Source organism: Niastella koreensis GR20-10 (genome assembly GCF_000246855.1).
Taxonomy (GTDB): domain Bacteria; phylum Bacteroidota; class Bacteroidia; order Chitinophagales; family Chitinophagaceae; genus Niastella; species Niastella koreensis.
Map to the genome: position 1 here is coordinate 4,224,501 of NC_016609.1, position 19,093 is coordinate 4,243,593.

Consider the following 19,093-nt stretch of genomic DNA (forward strand, 5'->3'; position numbering starts at 1 on the left):
CCTCCGCAGACCGGAAGCACTTCCCGATTTCATAAAGCTTCAAATCACATTGATGTTCTGCTTTTGTAAATTTATATCAGTACCTTACGTAAGGTATCAAAACAAACGATAAGGTTCGTTTAAAATATTTATGTGTATGGAGCTACAACCATATGTTATTCCAAACAATACAAGGATTGGGCATGTTCATCTAAAGGTTTCCGATATACAACGGTCTCTCGACTTTTACTGTGGACTATTAGGCTTTGAACTGACTACTACATATGGTAGTGAAGCTGCATTCATTTCTGCGGGTGGATACCACCACCATATAGGTTTAAATACATGGTATAGCAAAAATGCATCTCCACCTCCCGCCAATACAACCGGTTTATTTCACACAGCAATTTTGTATCCGACGCGAAAAGACCTGGCAGTTATCCTTCAACGGTTGCGCGATGCCAGGTATCCTTTAACAGGCGCTTCAGACCACGGGGTATCTGAGGCGCTCTATCTAAACGATCCTGATCTTAATGGTGTAGAGCTTTATTGGGACCGTCCAAAGGACTTGTGGCCCAAAAATGCTGACGGGTCACTCAATATGTTTACACGGCCACTCGACCTGGACAACTTACTAAATGAAGCGTCTCACAAATAACTTGATGCTCTGTTTTAAGTAGCCCTAAGTTTTTTCTCGTTCTTCTTTCGTAAGAAGCAAATATTGCTCATGTTTCATTTCCATATAACAGGCTCTTTTTGTAAGCTAAGCGTCGCGCTTAAGAACAGTTTCGATTCGCCTGATACCTATGCCACACAGCTATGTATGGTGTGAAGATTTACAAATGGCGGGGAAGTGGCAAAAGGCGCACGATGGAGGTACCCCAAATTTGACAAGGCACTCTTTTTGCTGTCAATTAAAATACACCAGACTTTTTTAATGCTGATGAACATGGTCAACTAAATAACGCAGTTCTTCGGGTCCTGGCTTATGTTGAAGCTGCCCCACTTTTGATTGCTGTAGAAGACAGCCTGGCAAGATAGTATTCCCAAGGAAATTATTACAGAGGGGCCATATGGAGGCTGGCTTCATACGAATAAAGGGGTTGTAATTCGGATATTGGAGAGTGGAGATCGATCGATCGCCGAGTTTCTTCTTAGACCCGGATTACTCGACAACCTACAACTTCATAGGAAGGAAAATATTTCGAATGTGTATGGATTCCCGGAAGCTGTTGAACAAAAATCAGGAACAACGTATTTCTTCTACCCTGGTAAAAAATTAGTCGTTGCATGGGATAATGCCAAAGACCAAATTTCGGGTATTTATTTAGGAGATAATATAATTAAACAAGGTAATAATAAGTAAAAAAATAAGGAAATAATAGACAGTTACCTTTTTAGTGGGATTGTTGCCTTAGTTGGTGAGACAATGCGAGGTAGCTTGCTTGATGCGAAGTGGGAGATGATTAGTTCTAACCTTGATGGCAATATTTGGGAGCCAGGTATTTTAAGTAATGGTAAATTGTATAATCCATATTTCCCAGTATATAGAGAACTATATGAGGAGCTACCCGAAACAGGGAAGATGTCGATATACGAGCGGGTAAAAATTGAAATGGCAGGAAAGACACCTGGGGCATAAACACATACAGTATACTAATTTTTTATAGTCAGGAAGCTTACCAAACCACTTGGTGGTTTTTACGTATCAAGTCAGAAAGAATCCTTTTAAACAAGAGTATTTCGAACTAAAAGAGCCTTCAAATCCAACGACTTGAAGGCTCTCGTAAATTTTAGTCGGGCCGGCTGGACGGTTGTCTAACCTGTTATTGCAGGATTTATTGGAAATCCAACAACTTAATTATCTTATAAACTTCAATAAGCTATTATAAAGTTTCCGTCAATTTTTCATCGTGCCATTGATACTTATTGTTTAATAAGCCGTAGCACAGAACCGTTTTCAAACTGTAGGAAATAAATGCCCCTGGCCAGTGTCCGTGTGCTGAACTGTACATTGTTGCTATTAAGTGTAATACTTTGCAGACGTCTTCCATTAACCGCCAGGAGTATTGCCCTTGTATTTACAAGGCTGTTGTCAGCATTAATAGTAATGATGTCTGTAGCCGGATTGGGATATATACTGCAAGCTGTTGTTGTATTGTTTGGGTAAACGTTTATCGTCTTACTATAACTATAGCTGTCATTAATATCAATGATTTTTAACCGGTAATACATGGTACCGGAAGTCTTAGGAGTGTCTGTATAATTATAGGTATTGACGTTGGGCTCTTTTGCATTGATTACCGCAACACGCTTAAAAGTGATGGCGTTTGTACTGCTTTCCAATTCAAAATGGCTGGTGTTTACCTGATTAGCGGTTTCCCATTGTAAATGGTTGTACAACCTGTTATTGTTACCGGAAAAAGAAATTAATTCAAGGGGTAATACAACACTGTTTGTTTTAACAAAGTAGCCTCCAAAACCAGTAGCATTAAAACTCACTTCCCATCGACTTGCCGAACTGTTCCATACAATATTTGCATCAGCCGGGTTTATGTTTATTGCTCCTGTCGCTGTATAGGTATTGGGCAACCCGGTGCCGGTGCTGCTTGTACCTGGCCGGTATTCAATTAACAGGTTGGCTTTGCCGGTAGCGTCACCGGCACTGGTTGGCAGGGGGAGGGCACTTACCGAATTAAAACTTGTAAATTCGGCCTGGGTGAAATAAAGGGTTACCAGGCCGGTAGCCGTGCCGGCATTGGCGCCGGGTGCAATTTCATAATGACGCTTAACATATTCTAATCCGGTGGGTTGGATGCTTTCAATCCATGCTTTCGCAATTACGCTGCCACTGATTGGACTGGCGCCTGAGCCGGTGATTTTACAAATCAATTTAGTGCAGCTTTCTGCATAAATATTAGTTCCGGAGCTACTTTGGTTCGACACCAATGCTACGGCATTTGTAGTAGTAACGGCGGCATTTGTATAGCTACCTGTAATATAATGGACCGTACAATTGGCAGATCTGTAATTATAATCCACTCCGAATTGTGGAAGATTTTTTCCTATACCCCCTTCTATAGAAATATTGGCATCGTTTGCGATGGTTGTATAAGCTGAACTATTGGTATATCTAACGCCCCCCGCCGTAGAGATGGCGGTAAAATAAAAGCCATAGGTGCTGCCAGCAGGTATTGTAATGCTTAATGACAGCGGTATTGGGGTAGCTATATTATTTCCCAAAGAAGTTACACTGCCTGATGTTCCGGCCAGGGTCCACGCTGCTGCATTGGTTTCTGAACCAACATAAGAACCGGATTTATAATACAACTGATAATTGTCGCTAGCGCCTGTTAAAAGATTAACATCCAGGCTGGATATAGTAACAGCGTTTGAGCCGGTAACGATGTTAAACATCATTCCTCTGTTTGTATTATTTGCGTTGTACGGTGTAGGGACAGAAAAATCGTTGCATTGGGCGCTTCCTTCCAGTACCTGTATCAACGAACAGAATAACAGGCTGGCTTTTAACAGGACAGCCGGATTAAATTTTAAATGCATTGGGCTAGGGTAATTAAGGGGTTTATTGATTTGTTATAAATCAAATAATTACGCAATATTAATACATGTAATCACTTATTACAAATGAGTATTATTATGTATGTGTAATTTAACCTGATTTATGTCCTTTTTACAAGGCTCTTCCTGTACCAAGACATGTAATAGTCATGCAAAAAAAGCATTTTACATACGAAGTTTGTCGCCTACTGAAGCCGGTCAAATCGTATAAGCACCTACAAGCATATTTTTATTACTATTGAGAACGATGACTGATTTACTATGGATGGATATAAAATTATTTAAATTAAAAAACCCTTCAAATCCAACGATCTGAAGGGTTCATTTTTCTGGTCGGGACAACTGGGTGCGACCTAACCTGCTGATACAGGATATAAAGGTATTAGTACAATTCATTAACCTCCATGGAATAAATCGGTTCATTAAAGCTGAATGACAATTTGGCTATATTATCGAATGTAATTGAAAAGAAATGGTATCGGCCATGAATGAAACATATAAACAATTTCAGAAAGTAAATTCACTTATCGGGGAATTTCTGATGAGATCCGTTTTAGAAAATTGCCATATCAAACGCTTTCTGTTTACCCTGTATATAGCAATATTATCACTAAATACTGTACTGGCACAAACCTGTCCGCCGCCTGTTACTTCCACTATAACTTCTTATTCCAATACATATTATCCCAGGCAGCAGTAACTGCAGAAAGTACATCTGTTACCATGGGCGCGGCCGCTTATGGAACAACTCCTATCAGTGCGGGTGATGTTTTATTAAGATCGTCGATCATTCGCTGCTAAGGGATTCTACAGGGTTAGCAAGGGCCGCGCGAATGGTCTGAACACTAACGGTCAATAGGGCAATGGCAAGGGCGACGGCTCCTGCGACAGGGAATATCCACCAACTGATCTGGGTACGATAGGCAAACGTCCCGAGCCATTTGTACATGGCCCACCACGCAACGGGGAAAGCAATGAGCGCAGCTATCCCGACAAGCACTGTGAAGTCCCTGCTGAGGAGGCCGATGATACTACGGACGCTGGCGCCAAGGACCTTGCGGATGCCGATCTCCTTGGTGCGTTGTTCCGCGGCATAAGTAACGAGACCGAAGAGACCGAGGCAGGCAATGAGGATGGCGAAGACGGCGAAAGTGATGAAGATCTGGCCTGTTTGCTGCTCAGCGTGGTACAATTTATCAAAGTCGTTATCCATGAAGGTGTAGCTGAAGGGCAATCCTTGCCTGGCGGCATGGAACTTACTTTCCACCTGCCGGATGAGACTGGAGACATCATGCGTGTGGAAGCGGATGGCCATACTGCTCCAGTTATACGTGTTGACCACCATGAGAAGGGGATGTATCCTGTCATGCATGGAGTTATAGTTAAAATCCTTTACGACGCCGACGACATGATAGGTAAGTAGATTGTAGTATTCATCATGGTTGTAGAGGATCAGGTTGAGCGGGTCCTTCACGCCGAGCGTCACTACGGCGGCTTCATTGAGGATGATGGCGGTAGAGTCGGTAGGAAATTGCGCGAGGTCGAAGTTGCGGCCTTTGACGATCTGCATGCCGAGGGTGGGAACATAATGGTCGTCGACCCTGAGCGTGGTCATGATCGTCGCCTTTCTGGCGTTGAGCGTGGCATCCGGGAACCAGCCTTCCTGCCAGTACTGGCCATCGACGGTGGGGAGGTCGGGGGTGACGGTTGCGTCGGTGACCCCGGCAAGCGTGAGCAGGTTCTTGCGAAGATAGGTCGTGCCATCCCGCCCGAGCGCCCAGGTACCATGGATGACGAGTACCTGGTCCCGGTTGAAGCCAACTTCCTTATTTCTAATATAGTGCAGCTGGCGATAGATGACGATGGTGCTGACGATGAGGCCAATTGAAATAAAAAATTGAAAGACCACCAGGCTGCTGCGGAGCCAGCTGCTCTTGAAGCCTGCGGCTATCTTTCCTTTCAATACATGAATCGGCTGAAAGGAGGAAAGGTAGAAGGCCGGGTAGCTGCCTGCGAGACAGCCGACCAGCAGCACCAGCAGGATGATGATGGGCAGGAGCCGGCCGCTGAAAAAGACGTCGGGATGGAGCGACTTGCCCGCAAGTTGGTTGAACATCGGCAGCAGCAGCACGGCGATGCAAAAGGCGAGAACGAGCGAGAACAGGCTGAGCAGGATGGACTCGGTGAGGAACTGGATGATTAGGTGTCCTTTTGTCGAGCCAGCAACCTTACGGATGCCCACTTCCCTGGCGCGGTTGGCACTTCGGGCGGTACTAAGGTTCATGAAATTGACGCAGGCGATCAGGAGGATGAGCACGGCGATGAGGGAGAAGATGTATACAAACTGGATATTACTGTTGGCTTCGAGCTCACCGGACTTATTGGAATGGAGGTGCACATCGGTGAGGGGAAAGACAGGGCACCGGAAATGATTGCCCCCCTTCTCGAGGTCGGCACCCGAAGTGTGAAACACGTTCTGGAGTGCCGGGCTGATATGGAGCTTGACGACTTCGTCTACATCCTTCTGGACCTCGGCTCGCGTAGTGCCGGGTTGGACAAGGATATAGGTATAATAAGAATTACTTACCCAGTCGTTGTCGCTGGGGTCATTGAAGTTGTAGGCTTCGCGGAGCGGGCGAATGAAGCTGAAATGGAATTGGGACTGTTCCGGCATGTCCCGGATGACCCCGGTGATCTGTAGGGGTTTATCGTCATTATCTACCACCAGCGTGCGGCCGACGACATCGGTGCTGTTGAAATAGCGACGGGCGGCACTTTCATCGATCACGATGGAATGAGGGTTGTTAAGGGCGGTATTGGGGTCACCGGCGATCATCGGCAGCGTGAAGACCTTGAAGATCGTCGAGTCGGCAAAGGTCAAGTGATGGTCGAAGACATGGTCGTTGCCCTTCCGCACCAGCAGGTTGCCCGGGTTGCGGAACCTGACCATCTGCTGGATCTTTGGATAGGAAGTGACGAGAGTGGGGCCGAAAAATTTGGAGGTGGTGGCAGCCTCATAACTGGTGTTATTGAAGTAGAGATCCTCATCAATCCGATAGATGCGGTCGGCGTTGACGTTGTAGCGATCGTAACTAAGCTCATCGGTTACGTACAGGACGATCAACAGACAGACACCGAGGCCGGCAGCGAGGCCGATGATGTTGAGGACGGTAAAGCCCTTGCTTTTCCTGAGGCTGCGGAAGGCAATCTTGAAATAGTTGCGAAACATGGGATGGTTGGTTTTATGACAAGAAAGGCTGCCAGGACATTAGGATGTTCCCAAAAGAGTGCCGGGTTTATAAGATTTTGAAGACCATTCTTCTGTCAAGGCTTTCGAGAGACAATGATGTTCGGTTTCGATACAGTAATCGTGCAGGAACGAACATCGCCGGGGGGATACGGGGAATTTGTAAAATTCGCGTTCTCTTGTTGTCTCTTTAAAAGATAGGTGAACTATCGTATCTGTCAAGGCAGCCAAAGAATGAGTAGGCATGCAGTTTATAAAAGTGATTGGACATCCAACGAACTCCCAGGATTCCTACCAAACACAAAAAAAACGCACTATCGTGCGGGCGCTTATGAAGTTAAATGGATTCCATTCTTATAAAATTTTCGATATCCATTAACGTGTCCCCCCTTCATGTTGAATTCGCTGGTTACCTGTCCACTATCAGAAACAAACATTCTAATACCATCTACCGATAAATCCAAATGTCTTTTTAGGTCCGAATCGGAATATTTTCTGACTTCACCAGTAGTAGGAAGCAAGACGATAACATGTTGGGCCTTTAATGCTACTGTTATCCCAAATGAGAGTAATAGTAATAAACTAGGTTTCATAGCTTGTTTATTGTTTGGTTGGACATCGTGAATGGCACGTTTCGCCCTAATGTATTAAATTGATTTCGCTTATACAACAATTTTGTTTGCGAGTGCCAAATGTGCAACAACTGGCACAAATAGAAAATCAGTTAACCGGCTATTTTACGACCGAGAACGAGTCAAATGGTTATTCCAGTGCCTCGTCCTAAAATAAGATGCGGTTATTCCTGATACAAAAAAACATAAGGATTAACCATATGATTAATCCTTATAAATCGGTCTAATTATGTAATGTTCCTTTAATAAGATATAGCGGTTGAAAAGTCTGTTGTGAAATTGGATTGTGTATACTGTGCACCGAACCGGTCAGTCGCAACAACTTTAACTGTGGCACCCGGATCTTTGAGGGTGTATTTATAAAGATGTTCGGGGTTAGCAAAAGCTTTTTCAGTAAGTACGCCGTTATGATACCCCGTAGCCCAGGCATCGATACCAGTAAATCGTTCCATAGACCCGGTTTTGATATTATTCTCATACACATCCACCTTCCAGGTATTATCCATGTTCCAAACATTTGCTACAATGTCTGATGAGGTCAGGTTAAAACTGAAAGTCCCGTTAGGTCCACCAAATGAGCTGTTCCCTCTATACATTCTGATCTGGAATTCTTTGGGATAACGTACCGATTTATAATACCAGTTTTTAACAGCATTATTTTCCACCTCAAAAACCTGGTAGCCGTTAGGGGTGCCATCGGCATTGATCGTTGATGACCACCACCGGCCGCAGGCCGCGCCATGAATATGCTGATAAAATAAAGGATTGGTGGCGTTGATATTATTTGCATTTGCGTGCAAATGCCCTGCCATAATATGTACCTCCTTGTAACCGGCAAGCAGATTTTTCATTTCTGTTCCTCCGGTATTCAAGGTATGCCGGTGATACGACATTACGATCACCTTGTCTTTACTTACATAGCTCAGATCCTGCTGTAGCCAGGCCAACTGCTTAGCCGTAAATCCGGAAGAATAGGAGCCATCAGCTGCAAAAATAATATCATTCATACATATAAAATGCACATCACCCACATTGAAGGAATAGTCTAACGGCCCAAAAACCGCACTAAAAGTTTCGCCATTTTTAGTTTGGTTAGTAGCTGACTTGAATAAATCATGATTACCTGCTACCACAAATGTCGATGGCGAAATAGTAGCGAACGATTGCCGGATCGGCACTAACAGGTCTTGCTTATCAGCAACAACATCACCTAACACCAACGTATAGTATGGCAAACTTTCTCCGTTCATATGTGTCTTTATGTCGTCTACCGTTTCGTTTTTAAATCTGTCCAATTCGGCTGTACTGGCAACCTGCGGGTCTGATATGCCGATAATTTTAAACTTTGTTTCCTTTGCTTTTTTGATCAGTGTAAAATCAGCCTGCACAGCATCCGACAATGGAGCTGTTATCTTTTTATAGAACTCACGAAGTCCACTGGCGCCAACACTTGCGTTGTATTCTGCCGGTGCAGAAAAGTAAACGAATTGGGCTGCTGAATCCCTTGTTAAGGTGTAGTTTCCATTATCATCCGTAACAGTACAGGTAAAACCATCGCTTACAACCACATTTTTCACCGGGTTGCCGCTATCATCCTGCAGATGTCCCGTGATGGTATTCGCTACCGCTGCATTTTTAATGGCAGCTGTCTTGGCAGTCTGTTCGGTTGCGTTCTCAGGCTTCTTACAGGCAACGCAAATAAGAAACAATAAATAGATGGATAGATTTTTCATTTAAAATAATTTATTTGATTTCATTGAAGACTAGTACCCGGGGTTTTGAACGAGATTTTTGTTACTGATCATTTGATTAGCCGGAATAGGAAAAATGAAAGTCCGGTTATCAGGATCTTTACTCTTGCCCGGCGTGCGTGCCCCGGTAAAATAGGGTAACTGATCAGCGATCTCAAAACGGATCAGGTCATTTCGCCTGTAGCCTTCCCAGGCGAGTTCGCGCCCACGTTCTGCCAAAATATTAGGCAGGGTTAAGTCTGTTGCAGTCCAGTCGTTCAAACCGGCGCGTTTCCTTATTGCGTTGATCAGCATCAGTGCATCACCAGCCTGCCCATTTCTGATCTGCGCCTCTGCCTTGATCAGGTAAGCATCGGCCAAACGGAAGATGACACCATCATTACTTGCATTTGTACCCGCGCCTGGCTGGGGTGCATATTTAACACTTCTGGCGCCGGCAAACTTAAATGTATCAGCCGGATTACTTAATTCATTTACATAAGGACTTAATATAACCGGCTTTTTGGTTGCTACGTCCGTCAATACCGCTCCTGAGGCGTTATACTGCTGGCCAATCAGCCACATTTTCTTCCTGAAGTCATTATCACTAAAAGTCCTGAAGAATGCGGTAGGTGCACACCACCCATTGTTCGGCTGCCCGCCCAGATTGTAAGTATACATGTGGCTGCCATTAAGGGAACGTCTGACCATGATGTTGCCACCGATAAATGTGAAATCAAAAGGCACAACAAAGATATTCTCTACGGAGCCTTCGTTGGCCACAATAAAATTGTCAAAGAAGTTTGCCTGTAGACTGTATTTGCCAGACTTGATCACCTGATCTGCCGAGTTTGCGGACTTATCCCATTGGGGTGTGCCGGTATATACCTGTGCATTCAGGTACAATTTGGCGAGTAACATATAGCCCCCCCATTTATTGATATGGCCATAATTCGTCACCGCTTTATCCTGAAGCAACGGAACATTCGCTGTCAGCTCGTTTTCCAAAAATTTATACACCTCGCTTCGTGAACTCTGCTTGACCGTAGTGGGATTGACATTATAATCTGTCACTAAAGGAACATTTCCGAAGAGGTCGGTGAACACGAAATAATAGTAAGCCCGTAACACCTTTATCTCTGCAATGATCTGGTCAAGATTTGCAGGTTTGTTATTCACGGGGATCTGGTCAACCGTGCTTAATACAAAATTGCACTTTCCTATTCCATTGCTGATGTCATTCCACGCGTCATTAAGCACCTTAATATCCGGCCTGAAATTATGCAGCCATAATGCCTGCCATATTCCCCCATCATACCAGTCGTTTCCCCGGGTGGGGATAACCAATTCATCGGAAGAGACTGAATTGAGTTGAAAAGTGTTTCCCATTGGGATCGTGGTCATGGGGGTGTAGGCCTGCGCTAATGCCGCGTTGACCTGCTGGGGTGTTTGAAAAAAATTATCCGGCGTTACCTGATTGTAGACCTTGCTATCTAACTTAGTACAACTGCTAAGCAATATAGAGATTGTAGCGATGATCATCGCCGAAACGGAACATATCTGTTTCATGATTACTTGGTTGATTATCGAAATGAAAAACTGGTTCCCAGAATGATCGTACGATTTTTAGGATATGAATTACCATCCAGAAAATTTCCTGCAATCTCCGGATCCAGTCCGCGATACTTTGTTATGACGAACAAGTTATTTCCGGCTATATATAGCCTGAAATTCTTCATTCCGGTCATTTTTTTAAAGGTATATCCCAGCGTAGCATATTCAAGCCTTACATACGACGCGTTTTCCAGCCACTTATCTGAAATATAGGGTGCATCTTTTATCCCATTTGTCAACGCTGCCCGTGTTGTGTTTGCACCCGGCAACCTTGCTGCAGACTCATAATTCAGCAGCACCTGATTGAAAAGCTTATACCCCTGAACACCGCGGATAAAAAAGTTCACATCCCAGTTTTTGTAGGTGAACGAGTTGTTCAGTCCATAGCTGAATGTTGGATTGGGATCAATATAATATTTGGTCGGGGCGGGATTCTCGGTGATCGTTTTCCCGTCAAACAACTGTTTTCCGGCAGCGTCTGTGCCGGTAAAATGAGGAAGGAAGTAAACGTTCAATGGCTCGCCGGGCTTGATATAACTTACAGGTACCGAATTCAAACCCCTTCCCGTTACAGTAGCCGTACCAACCTGGTCGGTATTCAGCGTAAACCCATTGTACCCGCCTGAAAGGTTCAGCACCTTTGTTTTAATCCTGGTGAATTGTCCGTTTACAGTCCAGTTAAAACTTACCGTCTTCACAGCCACTCCAGATAACATCACTTCTAACCCTTTATTGGTCATATCACCAACATTTGCCAGTATGGTATTCACAAAAAATGGCGGGGTTGGAACACTGTAATTATATAGCATATGAATGGTTTTATCATCGAAGTAGTTGATATCACCTGTCAACCGGCTGCTGAAAAAGGAAAAATCTACCCCTATATTTTTGCCATGCCGTTCTTCCCATTTCAGGTCAGGGTTTGGGTTTTGACTGTAGGAATAGCTATTAAGAAGCGGGTAAGATGGGTTTGAAGCATCATAATAACGTGCCTGCGCCGAGTATAAGGCGATGGCATTGTAGGGCCCGATACTATTGGAATTACCTACCACACCAAAACCTGCTCTTAGCTTAAGATCGTCTACCCAGATCACCTTTTTCAGCCAATCACTTTTTAACCGGTAAGCCAGGCTCACTGACGGGAATGTACCCCATTGGTGATCGATACCAAATTTGTCTGAACCATCCCTACGTAACGAAGCGGTCAGGTAGTACCTGTTATCGTAGTTATAGTTGATCCGGCCTAAAAATGAAATGATCTTATAAGCTGACTTGCCAGAGCCTATTTGATTTTTTGTGAGATCGCCGGAACCTAAATTATTGTCCAGAACGTCCGGTACCAGGTAGTTTTGTCCGTTAGCGTTAAAAGATTCGTTATCAAACTGATTGTACTCATGTACAAACATGGCAGTAAAATTATGTTTACCCAAAGTTTTACTGTAATTGATATGCGCGTTCGCTTCGATCGTGTTTTGATTGTAGCTGTCCTGCTCTGCTGTATTGATATTACCCTCCAAAGGAAAAGTTGGGGTAAAATGGTGCGCCAGCGTATTGTCCTGGATCAAAACCCCTGTTAGTCCAACACTCAAACCCGGGATGATCTTATAATTAGCGGTTACGTTAGTCAGGGTTTGCCTGGTTGTTTCCTTAGCCAATGTTTCCTTTAAGTGCATCACCGGGTTGGCTTGCAAAAGATCAGTGAATGCAAAGTAAGAGCCGTCCGGATTATATACGGGATAGGTGGGTGGCGCGTTGAAGATGTATTGGTTGATCGAATTCGGATCGGATAACTGATCCCTATAGACCGTTGTACTGGATGCGTTTAACAGGATCTCCAATTTATCATTCAAGGCCTTTTGCTGCGCGTTGAACCGGAAGCCAAGCTGACGCTTATTGGTGTTGATAATAATGCCCTGCTGGTTTTGATAATTGAGTGACGCCCGGTAGGTAAATTTGTCGGTGCCGCCCGAAATTCCAAGATTGTTACTGTAAACAACAGCTGTGCGGTTTACCGCCCGCTGCCAGTCGGTATTGGCCCCTTTATCAAAAGTAGGAACGTTTACGTTAGGGATCTGACCGATTTCGGTAAGATAGTCGCTGGCCGACAGGAGATCCCAGTATTTGGCCTGTTTTTCAAATCCTGCAAAACCTTCGTAATCAACCTGGAGATTGCTACTTTTTCCCTTCTTGGTAGTTACTAAAATAACACCGTTAGCACCTCTGGCGCCATAAATGGCAGTAGCAGAAACGTCTTTCAGGACATCATAACTTTCAATATCAGCCGGTGAAAGGTTTTGAAACTGGGAAGCGCTGGAGATAGCTATCCCATCGATCACAATCAATGGTCGTTGGTCACCAAGAATGGAGGTTTGCCCCCGCAGGGAGATGGAAGCACCCTGATCATTGGGATCCCCACCGCGCTGCGTAATAACCAGACCTGCCACTTTTCCCTGGATCTGATTTAAAGGATTGATAACAGCGCCCTTATTAAAATCTTTGGCGGTGACAGTAGAAACACTGCCTGTGACGTCGGACTTCTTCTGACTGCCATAGCCTACCACAACAACCGAACTTAAGGCAGCTGCCTCTGGTCTCATTCTTATGACTTTAGGTAAGTCGCCTGCCGCAATTTCCAAAGACTGGTAACCGATAGCACTAAAAACGATCAGGCTATTTTTATCACCTACGCTCAAATTGAAAATCCCTGCGGAATCTGTAACCGTGCCCTGGGAAGTTCTCTTTACCTTAACCGTTACACCTGCAATGGATGCGTTATTTTCATCAACCACCCTTCCTTTTATTTCAATAAAAGCAGACTGTTGTATTTCCCGGTTAGGCGTGGTAGTGACCGGTTTGTCTTTGATCAGTACACTCTCGCCCTGGATCTCATAAGTAAGAGGTGCCCCGGCCAGAAAAGTGTTCAGCACTTCGCTGATACTTGCATTGTCGAAACTAACATTCCTGGTTTTAAGGTCCTTAATCTTATTAGCCGATACAAGAATATTGTAATTGGTCTGTTTCCTGATCTCTTTGATGATCTGTTTAAAAGATGTGTTTTTATGAACAAAATTAATTTTTTGTGCGAATGTGCTTGCCCTTACTTGAAACAGGGCTGCTAATATGAACACAACTGTTAATTTCATTATTAGTGTATATTTATAAATGAGCGATGGAGGCGCACACGAAATGCGTATAAAATTTTTATACATTTTGTTATCTATTTCTTGTTTGTCTGTATTTTAGGAAATACTTTGATTGTTCTGCCTTGAATTTCGAATCGTACATCTCCCGTAACCTCAAGCATCTTTAAAACTTTGGATACCTCTGCATACCTGGTCAGGCGCCCTAAATAGGATTCATGGATATTAGAACCTTTTTGATAGGATACATCCACATCGTACCATCGGGAAATTTTTCGCATAACACTTTCCAACGGTTCCTCTTCAAATTGGAAGAGATCATTTGTCCATGCTACGGTTTCGTCAATATCTGCCTCTACGATCCTGATAGCCGGGTTCCCGATCGCATCGATCGCCTGTTGGCCTGGTTTTAAAACTGCTGTTTGTGAACCGCGGGTAAGACTTATCCCCCCTTCCAATAGTGTTGTTTTGATTACCGGCTCATCATCATATGCGTTGATATTGAACTTTGTGCCCAGATCTTTGACAAGCTGACCTTTTACACTTACGAGGAATGGGCTGTTAGCATTGTGAACAACGTCAAAATACACTTGCCCGGTAATGGAAACTTTTCGTTCCTTATCAAAGGAAACCGGGAAACGGATCGAGGAGGCAGCGTCAAGAATGGCGATCGTGCCGTCTGAAAGGGTTAACCGGTATTTTCCGCCACGCGGAGTAGCAACGGTGTTATAGCAGATCGGTTCCTTAGTAGCGCCGGTATTGTCCGGTGTATAGCTCAGACCACCATTATGATTTTTGTAGATCTTTACATTACCCTGCCTCACAAGCAATCCCTGTTTACCGGACGTCAGCTCTATGTTACTGCCGTCATCCAGTATTAAGACGGCCTTGTTTCCACCGGGTTTTATTTCATGAGCAACCAGTTGCTTTGCTTGTTGATTAACAGGTGATTTTTTAAGGGCCCAATAGGCGACGAACATAGTCGTTACTATCAGCGAAGCGGCAACCGCAACCCTAAGATATATTTGTGTTGGGCGTTTACTATTTATTACGATACCGGCTTTATTATGAATACGCCGGAGCAGCCACTTCCTATGGTCATCCCTGCTCATATGGCTTTCAATAAAATCAGCACCTTCTTCACTCAGGAACCATTCGTCAACCTCCCGCTGTTCTTCACTATTTAATTCCCCCCGCAAATATTGGTGAGCCAGATCTTGTAGTCTTTGACTATATGGCCGTTCATTCATTTTACCTTGCTTTTGAAATAAGTTCTTTTTCCGTGGCCGATCCCGCAAAAAAAATAATTTTTTTTGCGGGATCGGCCTTTTAAAAGATATCATTAATGATAACATACAGTTAATCTGCCGTTACTAATTTCGTAGAAATATTTATTATATTATTTCAACAACTTAGCTGTGAGTTCACTGCATACATTTGATGATTCACATTTACTTAGTTTACTTGAGAACAGTAATGCGAATGCATTTGACGTGCTTTACAACCGTTATTGGGACAGGGTGCTAAGTTTAGCCTATCGAAAAACAGGTGATCTCATGGAAGCGGAGAATATTGTGCAGGATGTTTTCGTTTCGCTTTGGAAAAGGCGGAAAAGCCTCAAAATAACAAGTGACTTTTCTAACTATCTTTTTATTTCTGTAAAGTACAGGACGCTTAAGTTCCTGGCCAAAAAAGCTTCTGCGCGATCCATAAGCTTAGACCTGGCTAGTGATCTGCTGGATAATTCCACACAAGAATACCTGGAATTTGAGGAGATCCGGGAACGGCTTGAAATTCTTGTTGACAAGCTTCCTGAAATGGGCAGGTTAGTTTACAAAATGAAAAGCGAAGATAAATCATACAAGGAGATTGCTGCCGAACTTAATATATCTGAAAAAGCAGTTGATGCCCATTTATTACGTGCACGCAGGAAGCTGCGGGTAGAACTTGGTAGTTTTTTAGGCTGTTTTTTTCTCTGATCCTACCTCCAACTTTTTCATATTCTTTACAGTATTTAGCCAATTAAGGATACTTGTATCTACCCAATTTTCGAGTACTCTTCTGGTGTACAGGTAATCAATCTTTAGCTGTTAGTGGCGCTTTCTTTTGTCTGCCCCACGCAATAAATGCGGCAAGAACAATAATAAAAATGTTAAAGCCAATGTCTTTTGCTTCCCCTCTTGAAATATGAAAAATACTTGCAGCTACCATCAACACCATTGTTCCGTATGCCGCGTATATTGTTAGTTGAGGTTTAATTCGAAGTAAGGCGGGCAACGTTATTCCAATTCCTGCTAATAAATCCAGCCCCCCTGTAATCAAAGCTAAATTGGCGTTGTCCCTTATCCAGGGAAACGGTAAATCGATCGGTTGAAATATCTTCATAAACCCTGCCCAAATAAAAGTGACAGCTAAAAGGGTTTGTAAAATCCAAAGACTAATGTTCATTGCTTTTGATGTTTTTTGCTCTACAGTCATAACTTGTTTTTCTTGTTACTGCAAATTTAGGTACCTTCACTATCCCAATGATATTACTTTCCGTTTGGAAAGCACTATCCAAACGGAAAGTAACGTAGAAATTAAAAAGATATGTTGTCAAAAGCAGGTTGCCCAAAAACAATGCTTTCTATCAAAGATGCTCTTGAAGCGCTTGAAGGAAGATGGAAATTGCTTATCCTGTTTTCATTAGCAGAAAGTCCTAAGAGATTTAAACAGATATCAAAAGAAGTCACTGGTATTACAGACAAAACGTTGTCCAAAGAGTTAAAGAGCCTGGAGGCGAATAAACTTGTCAGCAGAGATGTTTATGATACTTTTCCGCCTACTGTTGAGTATTCAATAACGCCACACGGCTTATCGCTTGAAAAGGTGTTAGATGAGCTTCATTTTTGGGGTTTGGCTCATCGTAAGAAAGTTATCGGAAAATAATTGTCTCAGGGACGTATAAAGACTTAGATATTCTCATTTAAAACAAGAATACTTCGAACCTAAAAGCCCCTTCAAATCCAATGACTTGAAGATGCCTGTAAACTTCGGTCGGGCCGGCCTTTTAGCTCGCTTCTCACCATACTAATCATCATAAGTTCACCATCATCAAGGTCAAATATCAATCCGACATCGGCTTGCGTAAGTATTGTTAAGTTGAACTTATTGTCTGTGTCAACTATTGTCCAATTTATCCGACTCCAATTTAGAAATTTGATTGCTTCATGTATTGTAGTGTTGGGCCCAATCGTGAAGTTGTCTAGGAGGTCTGGGACATGAAGCACAAACACTGCATCTTCACGCTTATTCAATACAGCTATTCCATCTATTTCATTTTTGAAGTAGCTAAACCTAACTCCTTTTGGTAACTCAAGATATCCGTAGTCATTCTCTCCATACTGGTCTAAATGATCACCAAATTTGGCTATGACATCTTGCCTTGTCTGTCCAATCTCAATACCACATAAAGACTTCCCAATTTGTAAAAAAGATATTAAGTCAGCAGTTTCAATCATGTTTATTATGTGTAGGGTACAACGGTCACGGCGTGGCGATATGAAGGTGTTTGAAAATCGTCAGCCCGTAACCGCGGCTAAATTTATAAATTAAAATTCACTGTTTATTCAATCCCTTAATTTGCCTATGTTACAGACGACTGAACGGAAGGACACTTGGAATTTCAAATGGATGTTTAATTTTTTAATGGCGCCAGTGCATTTAATAAAATTAGCAAATCGTCCGGTTTCTTTCTCAAGTTACAAAACTTTACTTAAAATTATTTTTCTACCATCAAGTGTAATTGGACCTAACCCCCCGGTTCGATAATTCCTATGTAAAGGTTTTGGCTGCACCGAAGCAGAAATATTATTTTCTGGCTCATATGTATTTATAGAACTCGATAGCTTAATGTTTTTATCACAGATGGGTCAAACTCCTATCAGCAGTCGTCCATATGTTGTTTAGCAATATTTACGCTGCAATTCTTTTTCAAGTCTTGTAAGGTAAAAGTATAATGCTGCACACTCTCTCCAGAACAACTTTGAGTTGCAATTATCGAACAGCAGTCATTATACCTGGATATGATTACCTCCTGTGATGTTAAAAGGACTATTTAATTTTGTGATGTCAGCCCTAAGAGGAAGCAGGCTCTGCCGGAGGGCAACCCGCCGGCAATAAGGCTGATGGCGACGATTGTCGAAGGGGCTTGGGGTAAAATACTTCAAGCCGTTTTTTTGATCAATCAGAGCCTCTTATGGCTAAAAAAACTCATCGGCTATGGGATTTCCTGTATTACTGGCAATGTTGTTATCCTACTACTCCCTTTTGATAAAGTGTTGCATGTAACTGAATAGCTCTTATTCTGCGTACTAGCTTTCTGGCAATACGAACAATTGCCTGGGTTCCTTTCATTCTTTTTATGAGTAGTTGATAGGTTTCCAGCATGGCGGGATCGGTTCGGATGGCCTGCCAGGCAGCTTGAATTAAGTTAACCCGTAGCTGATTGTGCCGCCGGGAACTAATGCCCCGGTCATGTTGCGTAGCGCCAGAACTGTTAGTGTCAGGACAGAACCCCACATAAGCATTTAACCGGTCAATATTTTCAAAGCGACGTACATCTCCAATTTCTAACAACCACAATATCGCTATTGTACGGCCTATGCCTGGCACACTCATCAATAGCGTATTTTTCACTATTCATCAACCCTCTGAGTTTTCGTTCTACTTCTAATAACAACTGACGCAAAAATTTTACCTGCTCCAACATAAACGATAAAGTATCTTTTAATGCGGTATCTTTTTGCGCTTCCTGTTCTATCCAGTTTATAAAATTCCGGCTCCAACGGGCCTTCCCAGATTGTTTGGGAGTTTCTATCCCCTGATATTTGAGTAAGCTTTTAAGCCGATTTCTGCTTCTGGTTAGATCTCTGGTTAGCTTGCAGCGATAACGAACGAGGTTACGTTGTTTCTGGAGCTCTTCATCTGGTACATAAATGCCCTGCAAAAGACCAGCTGCATGATAACGCGCCAATTTTACAGCATCTACTTTGTCGGTTTTCCTCTTTCGTTCTTTGTCGCTACCCGATACATCGGCCGCATGAACGACAATACATTCCATTCCCCTGGCAGTAAGTTGGCGTTGGAGTTCAAATCCCCAGGCGCAACTTTCATAAACGCATTTAAAGACTG

14 protein-coding genes are annotated in these 19,093 nt (G+C 43.3%); 4 read left to right on the forward strand and 10 right to left on the reverse strand.

Annotated features, from left to right (window positions below):
- The first annotated feature begins 136 nt into the window (after positions 1 to 136).
- Together NIAKO_RS16480 and NIAKO_RS38565 are read left to right on the forward strand one after the other, a co-directional pair.
- Positions 137 to 637 carry a VOC family protein gene (locus NIAKO_RS16480; RefSeq protein WP_014219576.1) on the forward strand — a complete coding sequence of 167 codons (501 nt, stop codon included), beginning with the start codon at positions 137 to 139 and terminating at the stop codon, positions 635 to 637.
- A 552-nt stretch (positions 638 to 1,189) separates the two neighbouring features.
- Positions 1,190 to 1,345: a hypothetical protein gene (locus NIAKO_RS38565; protein ID WP_155966918.1), complete on the forward strand. Its 156-nt coding sequence runs from the start codon at positions 1,190 to 1,192 to the stop codon at positions 1,343 to 1,345.
- Positions 1,346 to 1,905: 560 nt separating this feature from the next.
- On the opposite strand, the gene NIAKO_RS16495 is transcribed toward NIAKO_RS38565, so the two are convergent.
- From NIAKO_RS16495 to NIAKO_RS16530, 6 genes are all read right to left on the reverse strand, one after another.
- On the reverse strand, positions 1,906 to 3,540 hold the full coding sequence (locus NIAKO_RS16495; RefSeq protein WP_014219577.1) for a T9SS type A sorting domain-containing protein: 1,635 nt from the start codon (positions 3,538 to 3,540) through the stop codon (positions 1,906 to 1,908).
- An 805-nt stretch (positions 3,541 to 4,345) separates the two neighbouring features.
- Positions 4,346 to 6,787 carry an ABC transporter permease gene (locus NIAKO_RS16505; protein WP_014219579.1) on the reverse strand — a complete coding sequence of 814 codons (2,442 nt, stop codon included), beginning with the start codon at positions 6,785 to 6,787 and terminating at the stop codon, positions 4,346 to 4,348.
- 892 nt (positions 6,788 to 7,679) lie between these two features.
- A complete protein-coding gene (locus NIAKO_RS16515) occupies positions 7,680 to 9,170 on the reverse strand; it encodes a calcineurin-like phosphoesterase C-terminal domain-containing protein (RefSeq protein WP_014219581.1) in 1,491 nt (496 codons plus the stop codon).
- A 30-nt stretch (positions 9,171 to 9,200) separates the two neighbouring features.
- Positions 9,201 to 10,736 (reverse strand): RagB/SusD family nutrient uptake outer membrane protein, encoded by a 1,536-nt coding sequence (locus NIAKO_RS38570; RefSeq protein WP_014219582.1) that lies wholly within the window; start codon positions 10,734 to 10,736, stop codon positions 9,201 to 9,203.
- Between the two features lie 14 nt (positions 10,737 to 10,750).
- The gene (locus NIAKO_RS16525) at positions 10,751 to 13,924 is read right to left on the reverse strand and encodes a SusC/RagA family TonB-linked outer membrane protein (protein ID WP_014219583.1); all 3,174 of its coding nucleotides are present in this window, start codon (positions 13,922 to 13,924) and stop codon (positions 10,751 to 10,753) included.
- 74 nt (positions 13,925 to 13,998) lie between these two features.
- The gene (locus tag NIAKO_RS16530; RefSeq protein ID WP_081195888.1) at positions 13,999 to 15,276 is read right to left on the reverse strand and encodes a FecR family protein; all 1,278 of its coding nucleotides are present in this window, start codon (positions 15,274 to 15,276) and stop codon (positions 13,999 to 14,001) included.
- Between the two features lie 63 nt (positions 15,277 to 15,339).
- Between NIAKO_RS16530 and NIAKO_RS16535 the strand changes: the two genes are divergently transcribed.
- Positions 15,340 to 15,900, forward strand: a complete 561-nt coding sequence (locus NIAKO_RS16535) for an RNA polymerase sigma-70 factor (RefSeq protein ID WP_014219585.1) — start codon at positions 15,340 to 15,342, stop codon at positions 15,898 to 15,900.
- Positions 15,901 to 15,997: 97 nt separating this feature from the next.
- Here NIAKO_RS16535 and NIAKO_RS16540 read toward each other — a convergent pair whose 3' ends face one another.
- A complete protein-coding gene (locus tag NIAKO_RS16540; protein WP_014219586.1) occupies positions 15,998 to 16,399 on the reverse strand; it encodes a DoxX family protein in 402 nt (133 codons plus the stop codon).
- Positions 16,400 to 16,510: 111 nt separating this feature from the next.
- Between NIAKO_RS16540 and NIAKO_RS16545 the strand changes: the two genes are divergently transcribed.
- The gene (locus NIAKO_RS16545; protein ID WP_014219587.1) at positions 16,511 to 16,849 is read left to right on the forward strand and encodes a winged helix-turn-helix transcriptional regulator; all 339 of its coding nucleotides are present in this window, start codon (positions 16,511 to 16,513) and stop codon (positions 16,847 to 16,849) included.
- 71 nt (positions 16,850 to 16,920) lie between these two features.
- On the opposite strand, the gene NIAKO_RS16550 is transcribed toward NIAKO_RS16545, so the two are convergent.
- The 3 genes from NIAKO_RS16550 to NIAKO_RS38145 form a co-directional block, all read right to left on the reverse strand.
- On the reverse strand, positions 16,921 to 17,421 hold the full coding sequence (locus tag NIAKO_RS16550) for a hypothetical protein (RefSeq protein WP_014219588.1): 501 nt from the start codon (positions 17,419 to 17,421) through the stop codon (positions 16,921 to 16,923).
- Between the two features lie 790 nt (positions 17,422 to 18,211).
- On the reverse strand, positions 18,212 to 18,580 hold the full coding sequence (locus tag NIAKO_RS39745; RefSeq protein WP_081483296.1) for a transposase: 369 nt from the start codon (positions 18,578 to 18,580) through the stop codon (positions 18,212 to 18,214).
- Positions 18,507 to 19,022 (reverse strand): IS110 family transposase, encoded by a 516-nt coding sequence (locus NIAKO_RS38145; protein WP_049815546.1) that lies wholly within the window; start codon positions 19,020 to 19,022, stop codon positions 18,507 to 18,509. The genes NIAKO_RS39745 and NIAKO_RS38145 overlap by 74 nt, the downstream gene beginning before the upstream one ends.
- Positions 19,023 to 19,093: the final 71 nt, after the last annotated feature.

What these genes read in the sequence shown, in the direction of transcription:
- NIAKO_RS16550 (WP_014219588.1), bottom strand. Translation starts at nt 17,421, where the DNA reads ATGATTGAAACTGCTGACTTAATATCTTTTTTACAAATTGGGAAGTCT.
- NIAKO_RS16530 (WP_081195888.1), bottom strand. Translation starts at nt 15,276, where the DNA reads ATGTTATCATTAATGATATCTTTTAAAAGGCCGATCCCGCAAAAAAAA.
- NIAKO_RS16540 (WP_014219586.1), bottom strand. Translation starts at nt 16,399, where the DNA reads ATGACTGTAGAGCAAAAAACATCAAAAGCAATGAACATTAGTCTTTGG.
- NIAKO_RS16480 (WP_014219576.1), top strand. Translation starts at nt 137, where the DNA reads ATGGAGCTACAACCATATGTTATTCCAAACAATACAAGGATTGGGCAT.
- NIAKO_RS16525 (WP_014219583.1), bottom strand. Translation starts at nt 13,924, where the DNA reads ATGAAATTAACAGTTGTGTTCATATTAGCAGCCCTGTTTCAAGTAAGG.
- NIAKO_RS16505 (WP_014219579.1), bottom strand. Translation starts at nt 6,787, where the DNA reads ATGTTTCGCAACTATTTCAAGATTGCCTTCCGCAGCCTCAGGAAAAGC.
- NIAKO_RS16545 (WP_014219587.1), top strand. Translation starts at nt 16,511, where the DNA reads ATGTTGTCAAAAGCAGGTTGCCCAAAAACAATGCTTTCTATCAAAGAT.
- NIAKO_RS39745 (WP_081483296.1), bottom strand. Translation starts at nt 18,580, where the DNA reads ATGAGTGTGCCAGGCATAGGCCGTACAATAGCGATATTGTGGTTGTTA.
- NIAKO_RS38570 (WP_014219582.1), bottom strand. Translation starts at nt 10,736, where the DNA reads ATGAAACAGATATGTTCCGTTTCGGCGATGATCATCGCTACAATCTCT.
- NIAKO_RS16495 (WP_014219577.1), bottom strand. Translation starts at nt 3,540, where the DNA reads ATGCATTTAAAATTTAATCCGGCTGTCCTGTTAAAAGCCAGCCTGTTA.
- NIAKO_RS38145 (WP_049815546.1), bottom strand. Translation starts at nt 19,022, where the DNA reads ATGGAATGTATTGTCGTTCATGCGGCCGATGTATCGGGTAGCGACAAA.
- NIAKO_RS16515 (WP_014219581.1), bottom strand. Translation starts at nt 9,170, where the DNA reads ATGAAAAATCTATCCATCTATTTATTGTTTCTTATTTGCGTTGCCTGT.